Below are 3,537 nucleotides of genomic sequence, written 5' to 3'. Positions count from 1 at the left end.
GTGGCTTCAAACGGTACGACCCCAGACTGACAGCAATGGCTAAGACCGCTTTCGATCTTCCGCCGGGTGGGGAGCGCCGCATGGGCTCATTCAAAAGGGGCCCGGCCGCCTTCACCGTCTTCAAGATCAGCGGCCACCCGGCTCCGAACCGCTACCGCGTCGACTGCGATGACGGCAACGGCCCCAATGAGGTCTGCACCTTCTCGAACAAACCCGGCGAGCCCACCAAATGGCGCGGCGCCTGGAACGGCGACGAATGGTGCCAATGGATTCAGGAGCAGGCCCGCAAGGTCATCGCGGAGGCCTAAGCGATGTCCCGGAAGTTGAGGTATCGGGGGAGCCGAGCGGCTGCCTGTTCGTTCGTACACCGTGCGGTGGTGCCGCTCGACCTCTTCCTTCAGTTGGCGTGTTCGACGACGTCAAACAGGTAGCCGGCCGGGTCTCGCATCGTGGTCCAGGTCGTGCCGAACTCGGAACGTCGGGCAACCACTGCTGCGCCCATCCCGACCAGTCGACCGATCTCCGCTTCCATTTCGGGGGTCTCCAGATCGACGTGCACGCCTTGTCCCGACTGTGGCATCTCATCCACGGCCTGCAGGAAGAGCGAGATGGAGTCGTCGGCACCGAGCAGGATCCACGTCTTCTCATGCGCCAAGCGGCGAAGGCCCAGCGCCTCCGACCAGAATGCCTCCGCGGCCGCAAGATCCACAACGTTGAACACGATCGTGCCGAGCCGCAGCTTGGCGAGGGAAGTATGAGTCACCGCCGCAGCTTACGGACAGGGTGCGGAGCGCAGTCACGCCCTGCTAGCTCGTCTGACATCTGGGACACCGCCCGAGGGCAACTTGCTGGCGCTGATCGCGCAAAGCAGCTGAGCTCTCTCCTGATCTCATTGGGACGCATGGGATCATGCGTGCGTGGTTGGTGTGATCAGTGCGGCGGACGAGACGATGGTGCTCCTGTTCAGCGGGTTGAACCCGCGCCTGTTCGCCAAGCTCGTCCGCCAGCTCCGCCGAGAGGGCGCCGACCCCGCGCTCAAAGGCCGGCCCTGGAAGCTGACCTTCGAGGACCGGGTGCTGCTGGTCGCCGCCTACTGGCGCACCAACCTCACGATGCGTCAGCTCGCGGCCTTGTTCGGGACCTCCAATAGACCAGATCAGGGCGCGGTCGACTGCCTGGTGCGTCTGCAACTGCGGTGATCTCGATGGATTGCCCGTGTGCGGTCAGCCGCGGTGGAATTCGAGCGGGAACTGCCATGTGGGGTAGGCATCTTGCAGAGTGGGGGCGAGACGGTTCCAGTCCTCGGCCGTCAACACTGTCGGCGCGGCAATGGTGACCTGCCCGGACTTGATGCTGAAACCCCAACTGAACCCTGCCAGGGCGCGGGCCGTGAAGCTGGGGACTTCCGGACCGCGACACAAGAAAGCATGCGCGGTCCACTCCAGATCGGCGCGGGAAATCCGAGATGGGGCGTCGAAGAGAGTCGGTTTGTGGCCTGCGAAGCAGAAGGGGTGCGGTAGGGAACCGAGGCTGTCGAGCGGGTCCATCTCGAAATCCTTGCCGCCGGAGGCATTGTCGGTCGAGCGGACCGCCTGAATCCAGCCGAAGAAGGCGTTGTAGCCCTGCCCGGCATAGTCGACGAGCGCAGTGCAGTGCGGCAGATCGGTCGCGCCCGAACCGGTGCCGACCTCGTCAGGGTCTCCGGTTGGGGCGATGTCGATGTGGATTTGTCCGGACAGCTCGGCATCGCTGAATGGGATTCTCATGATCGACAACGTAACCACAGCTCGGCCTACGCCCGCAATTGCGCCTCCGTGATGACGGCACGCTTGGCGGCCTCGGCCACGATCAGGTCGGCAGTCTCCTCCGCGGTCAGCTCGCCTGAGTCGAGCCACCAGCCCAGATCACCCAGTTCCCGTCGCTGGTTCTGGGCCAACGGGGCGAAGTCGTACCCGACTCCGCCGATCTGGCGGGTCTCGTTGCGGTGCCGGGCCACCTCCAGCGGCGGGCACAGCACGACCAGCATCAGCGGCCGTGCCCGCAACCGCCCCGCGATGAAGGCCAGTTCCTCTCTCGTCTCCACGACTTGGTCGACCACTGGAGTGATGCCCGCCTCGGCGAAGTTGTCCGCGGTCGAGCACACGTTGACCATCCGCAGCCGCAACTGCCGCTTGCCCTCGGGCCCGGGGTTCCAGTTGCCCTCGTGGTCGAGCATGTTCGCCCAGCCGCTGACGAGCATCATGCCGAACACGTCCGCGTCCAGCCGGGCCGCGCGCGGCAGCCGCTCGGCCACCATCTGCGTCACCGTGGTCTTGCCCGCCCCGGGCGTGCCGGTGATCAGCAGGCATCCGGCCAGATTCTCAACAGTCTCAACGTCAGTCATCGCAACAGACTGCCCCAGACTCGGAGCGGCCGCAAACCGAATTCTGCCCAATGGACGAAGCGGGGCTGACAGTCAGTGAAGCTTCGGGCCTTCGCCGATGGAGTGGTGGCCGGCCGGTCGCCGGTATGTTGCAGGGCCCGGCAGCGTTTCCATTGCGGTTCAGGCAGTCAACGACGGAGTGGTGTAGTGACCGCCCCTGGGTGCGTTGCCGGGGTCGGGCCGGTCTTCGGTCGGCGTTCGAGCCGTCAGCGATGGAGTGGTGGCAATGCGGTTGCCGGTGCGCCGCCGGGGCCGGCCGGTGGTCGGTTGGGGTTCGGGCCTTCAACGATGGGGTGGTGGAAGGTCGGTCCTGGGTGCGTTGCCGGGGTCGAGTCGGAATGCGTTGCGGCGGGGCCAGGCTCGGCGGAGCGGCGACCCGGCCGGGGCCGGTGGCTTCCGCGGCCGGGCCGCGCGTGCGGGGCTGTCGGAAGGGGTAGGCGCGAGGCGCGGTCGAGCTCGAGCTCGGGTCCGTCATGGCCTGCATGGTCGGCATGGTGTTCATGGCCGTCGTGCCTCCTTCCCTTGTTCCGCTTCGGGCATCACGTATCGGCCCTAGGCCTTCGCGTCGCTCGGTCGTGCGCTTGCCCCCGTTCAGGGGCTTCGCGTCTTCCGCCGGTCCGTTCCCCGGCCGGGCCAAGCCCATCGAGGCGCCTCCCGCTCACCGGTCCGTTCGGCTCACCGGTTCCGTTCCGGCAGAGCGAGGTCGATCAACGAGCGTCCCGTTCACCGGTCCGTTCCGGTGGAACGTTGCCGTTCAACGAGTGTCCCGCTGCCCGGTCCGTTCGGCCGAGCACAGCCCCACTAACGGGCATCGTGATCACCGGCCGGTCCTGTCCTTGCCACCGCCTTCCCGTGTCCTTGTCGCTTCGGTCCCGTGCCCCCTCTGGTGTGCAGACAGGCTCCGCTTGGGAGACTTCCCCGTCCTTGGCCTGGCACGCTTCGCATGCCCTGCCGTAGAGGGTGTGCTTCGCCTACAGGTCCGGCACGCTCCGCGGGTCATTCCTTGGAGGGCATGCCTCGCCCCTCGGCCCAGACACCGCTCACAGCCCCTTCCGAACAGGGCGTGCTTCGCGACTATGCCTGGTAGCGCATGACTCCCGCTATGGTCGGCGTTG

Annotated in this window: 4 protein-coding genes and 1 pseudogene; 2 read left to right on the top strand and 3 right to left on the bottom strand. The window is 66.6% G+C overall.

Annotated features, from left to right (window positions below; all coding sequences use genetic code 11):
* Window positions 1-35: 35 nt before the first annotated feature.
* Window positions 36-308: a hypothetical protein gene (locus tag FAB82_RS16975; RefSeq protein ID WP_136535730.1), complete on the top strand. Its 273-nt coding sequence runs from the start codon at window positions 36-38 to the stop codon at window positions 306-308.
* Window positions 309-397: 89 nt separating this feature from the next.
* Here FAB82_RS16975 and FAB82_RS16970 read toward each other — a convergent pair whose 3' ends face one another.
* Window positions 398-763: a VOC family protein gene (locus FAB82_RS16970; protein WP_136535729.1), complete on the bottom strand. Its 366-nt coding sequence runs from the start codon at window positions 761-763 to the stop codon at window positions 398-400.
* Between the two features lie 154 nt (window positions 764-917).
* Between FAB82_RS16970 and FAB82_RS16965 the strand changes: the two are divergent.
* Window positions 918-1,178 (top strand): annotated as a pseudogene (locus FAB82_RS16965) (helix-turn-helix domain-containing protein); the annotation flags it as partial.
* A gap of 45 nt (window positions 1,179-1,223) precedes the next feature.
* Here the strand turns inward: FAB82_RS16965 and FAB82_RS16960 are convergent.
* Together FAB82_RS16960 and FAB82_RS16955 are read right to left on the bottom strand one after the other, a co-directional pair.
* Window positions 1,224-1,784, bottom strand: coding sequence for a hypothetical protein (locus tag FAB82_RS16960; protein WP_136535727.1), 561 nt, complete (start codon window positions 1,782-1,784; stop codon window positions 1,224-1,226).
* 8 nt (window positions 1,785-1,792) lie between these two features.
* Window positions 1,793-2,383: an AAA family ATPase gene (locus FAB82_RS16955; RefSeq protein WP_136535726.1), complete on the bottom strand. Its 591-nt coding sequence runs from the start codon at window positions 2,381-2,383 to the stop codon at window positions 1,793-1,795.
* Window positions 2,384-3,537 lie beyond the last annotated feature (1,154 nt).

This window comes from Glycomyces buryatensis (assembly GCF_004912275.1).
Classification (GTDB): domain Bacteria; phylum Actinomycetota; class Actinomycetes; order Mycobacteriales; family Micromonosporaceae; genus Glycomyces; species Glycomyces buryatensis.
Note: the sequence above shows the minus strand (reverse complement) of the source record. Positions and strands in the feature narration are given on the sequence as shown.